The sequence below is a fragment of the Streptomyces sp. 8L genome, from assembly GCF_020176795.1.
GTDB lineage: Bacteria > Actinomycetota > Actinomycetes > Streptomycetales > Streptomycetaceae > Streptomyces.
Genome location: NZ_JAIUKE010000726.1, coordinates 1 through 3,554 on the forward strand (window position 1 = coordinate 1; position 3,554 = coordinate 3,554).

At 70.3% G+C, this 3,554-nt stretch carries 3 protein-coding genes and 1 pseudogene; 2 read left to right on the plus strand and 2 right to left on the minus strand.

All coding sequences use genetic code 11. The features are described 5' to 3' along the window. A partial coding sequence (locus tag LCE31_RS37860) for a hypothetical protein (RefSeq protein WP_374118692.1) occupies positions 1–181 on the plus strand: 181 nt, incomplete at its 5' end. Between the two features lie 69 nt (positions 182–250). On the opposite strand, the pseudogene LCE31_RS37865 reads toward LCE31_RS37860, so the two are convergent. Together LCE31_RS37865 and LCE31_RS37870 are read right to left on the minus strand one after the other, a co-directional pair. Beyond that, positions 251–1,341 (minus strand): annotated as a pseudogene (locus LCE31_RS37865) (IS630 family transposase). Positions 1,342–1,384: 43 nt separating this feature from the next. Continuing rightward, on the minus strand, positions 1,385–2,587 hold the full coding sequence (locus LCE31_RS37870; protein WP_225022682.1) for an MFS transporter: 1,203 nt from the start codon (positions 2,585–2,587) through the stop codon (positions 1,385–1,387). A 396-nt stretch (positions 2,588–2,983) separates the two neighbouring features. On the opposite strand from LCE31_RS37870, the gene LCE31_RS37875 reads away from it, so the two are divergent. Then, positions 2,984–3,550: a hypothetical protein gene (locus tag LCE31_RS37875; protein ID WP_225022684.1), complete on the plus strand. Its 567-nt coding sequence runs from the start codon at positions 2,984–2,986 to the stop codon at positions 3,548–3,550. The last annotated feature ends 4 nt before the right edge of the window (positions 3,551–3,554 follow it).

The following is a 3,554-nucleotide window of genomic DNA, read 5'->3' on the forward strand; positions in this document are numbered from 1 at the left end:
CACCTCCACCCCCTCCACGGGCCCGGCCGCCTCCGGCTCGGCCCAGTCCGACTCTGGTTCGGGCACCCTCGCGGACACCGGCCTGTCCGATATCGCGGAGATCCTGGCGGTGGTCGCCCTCCTGGTGGGCGCGGGCGCGGTGTTCGCATACGTGAGCCGCAAGCGCCGCATCACCCACTGATCCTCTGACGCTTCAACCTCCGCGGGGCGGTGCGCTCAACGTGCACCACCCCCGCGGTCGTGGCGAGTTCTAGTGTCCTGAGTCGGGAATTCTGTTCAGATATGAGGCGAGGCGTTCGAGGATCTCGTCCGCGGTCTTGATCCAGACGTAGGGCTTGGGGTCGGTGTTCCAGGCTGCGATCCAGGTCCGGATGTCCTGCTCTAGGTCCCGGACCGTTTTGTGGACGCCTCGCCGTATCTGCTTGTTCGTCAGCTCGGCGAACCATCGCTCCACCAGGTTGAGCCAGGACGACCCGGTCGGTGTGAAGTGCAGGTGGAAGCGGGGGTGGGACAGCAGCCAGGTCTTGATGGCCGGGGTCTTGTGGGTGGCGTAGTTGTCGAGCACCAAGTGGACCTCGAGGCCATCGGGCACTTCGCGTTCGAGCTTGATGAGGAACTTCTTGAACTCCTCGGCCCGGTGGCGCCGGTGCAGGGAGCCGATCACCTTGCCGGTGGCTACCTCCAGGGCGGCGAACAGGGTGGTGGTGCCGGCGCGGACGTAGTCGTGTGTGACGCGTTGCGGTACTCCGGGCATCATCGGCAGTACCGGCTGCAGCGGTCCAGGGCCTGGATCTGCGATTTTTCGTTCACGCAGAAGACCAAGGCCCGCTCGGGTGGGTCCAGGTAGAGGCCGACGACATCGTGGACCTTGTCGACGAAGTACGGATCCGTCGACAGCTTGAAGGTCTCCGAGCGGTGCGGCTGCAGACCGAACGCCCGCCAGACCCGTGACACCGTCGACTGCGACAGACCCGTCTGCTTCGCCATCGACCGTGTCGACCAGTGCATCGCGTCCTTCGGGGCGGACTCCAGGGTCCTGGCGATCAGCGCGGCTACCTGTTCGTCAGTGACCGACCTGGGACCGCCCGAGCGGGGCATGTCGCCCAGGCCGGCGATCCGGTGCTCCACGAACCTCGCCCGCCAGCGGCCCACCGCATGCGGAGTCGAACCGAGCCGGGCCGCGACATCCTTGTTCGAAGCACCCTCCGCGCACGCCAGGATGATCCGGCACCTCAGAGCCCATGCCTGCGGCGTGGAGCGACGCCGCACCCATCCCTCGAGCGCAGCCCGTTCCTCATCCGACAGGATCAACTCGGCCTTCGGCCGCCCAGTACGCACCACAGACCAAGCCTATACATCTGAACGGAATTCCCGACTCAGAACACTAGTACTCCACTCGGAGATCGCTGACCTTGCTGGTGTCGGCGGCCGGCCGCAGGCGGGCACGGGGCGTGCAGAGCGAGGCCGCTATGACAACGGTTGCGGCCAGCAGCATGGCGAAGGTCGTGTCCAGGCCCGTGACCAGAGCGCCCGCGGCGGCGTTGGCGATCGCGGAGCCAAGGTTGAGCGCGGTGTTGGTCCACACAGACGCCTCGGTCGCGGCGTGCGACGGCACAAGGTGTTCTGCGGCGAGATAGCCGGTGATGATGGACGGCGCGAGGAAGAACCCGATGGCGACGCTTCCCACCGCGAAAAGAGGCACTGCGGTCGCGAACGCCGTCGCGCACGTCAATGCGCCCATGGCCGCGGCTGCCACCAGCATGCGGGTGCCCAGAGCGCTCCGCCACGCGACGTGGCCGTAGGCCAGGCCGCCCACCGCGCTGCCCACCGACAGCGCCGCGAGCAGCCAGCCGGAGGCAGTGCGGTGATGGGCGCCGACCGCCACGGCGGGCGCAACGACCTCGATGGTGCCGAGTACAGCGCCCACACCGAAGAGCACGACGAGGGCGCGGGTGAAGCCGGGCCGCATCAGCGGCCGCGGCCCCGACACGTCGACCGGCTCGTGCACTCGGCCCCGAAGCGTCCCCGACACCCGGCTCGTGGTCAGCCCCAGCGTTCCGACGAGCAGCGTGATGGTCGCCGCCAACAGCGCCGCGCTCGGGGAGAACGCCGTGCTGAGGGAGGAGGCGACGACAGGCCCGATGATGAAGACCACTTCGTCAGCGGTGGCGTCCAGGCTCAGCGCACGGGTGCGCTCCTCCCCGGGCGACGTGATGCTCGTCCAGGCGGTGCGCATGGCCGCGCCGAGTGGTGGCGCCGCTAGACCCGCCGCGGCACTCAGCCCCACGAAGACGGCGATAGGCGCCGACCGGGCGTGGGCGGCCAAGGCGAGGCCGAGGTAGCTCGCGGCCTGTGCCAGGCCCAGAGGAGCGAGCGTCCGACGCTGCCCCCACAGATCGATCGCGCGAGCTCGCCAGGGAGCAGCCGCGACGTTGGCGAAGCCGAAAGCCCCAGAGGCGACGCCCGCGGCGGCGAACGATCCTGTGCTGCGCTGGACGGCGAGCACGATCGCCAAGACGGCCATGGCCAGCGCCAGCCGTCCAACGAGCGAGGGGAAGAACGCGCGCGCGGCGCCGGGAAGTCGCAAGACGGTGAGAATGGGGTGCTCCGTTGATGTACTGGGCGCCGCAGCGCCGTATCGACGGTCGAGAGCAAGACGGCGCAGCAAGCTGCACCCTCGCCAGGTCGAGTCCTGCGCAGGTGGTACGCAGGCCCGTCAGATGAACATCACGATGAGCACAGCAGAAGTCTACGGCCTCCCGCGACGACCCGCGTCGGCGGGGCAGCGCCTCTCGGGGACCCGGTGTCCGGTGTCCGGCCCGTCATGCGCCGGCGGCGGCACTCGGCCGGGAGCCGACTCCCGGCCGTCCCTTCCGAGCGAAGAGGGATGGAGGACCGGCACGCCACGTTCCCAGCACTGCGGCGAAGGCCGCACCAACGCGACTGGACAGCGCGCACAGCGTGTTGGAGCCACTCCGAGCGGGTGCTGCTCACCTACGACCAGGTCGTCCACGACTACGAGCTGCCCGCGACCGAGGGCAAGCGCGGCGACCCGAGATGGCCGGCCTTCGCGCGCCGCTACGGCTTCGACATCGAGCCCCCCGTCCAGTGGGAGGTCGAAGCGCTGGAGCCGGACGAACTCCGGCGCCTGGTCCTCGCCGCCGTTGACCCGTACGTCGACCGCCAGGTCCTCGCGGAGCAGACCGCCCGGCAGGAAGAGCAGCGCCGCGCCCTGGACTCCTTCGTGCGGGGCTGGGACGCGGCGGGCGGTTCGGTGTCCTGGCCCTCTGCAACACCCGGTGCAACAGCACCCCGCAACATGAGTGCAACGGGCCCGTGTTTCACCCCTGACCTGCGGGAACGTCCGAGCACGCCGGGGTTGGCTCGCGCGTTGCACCCCGGCGTTGCAGGGCCTCGCGAACATCTGAGGCCGAACAGCCAGCCTGCCGGCAGCACGCCCCCCCCGGGCCCCCGGGGGGGGGCCCGGGGGGGGGGCCGGGGGGGGGGGGGCGGGGGGGCGGGGGCCCCGGGGGCGGGGGCGGCGGGGTAGGGGG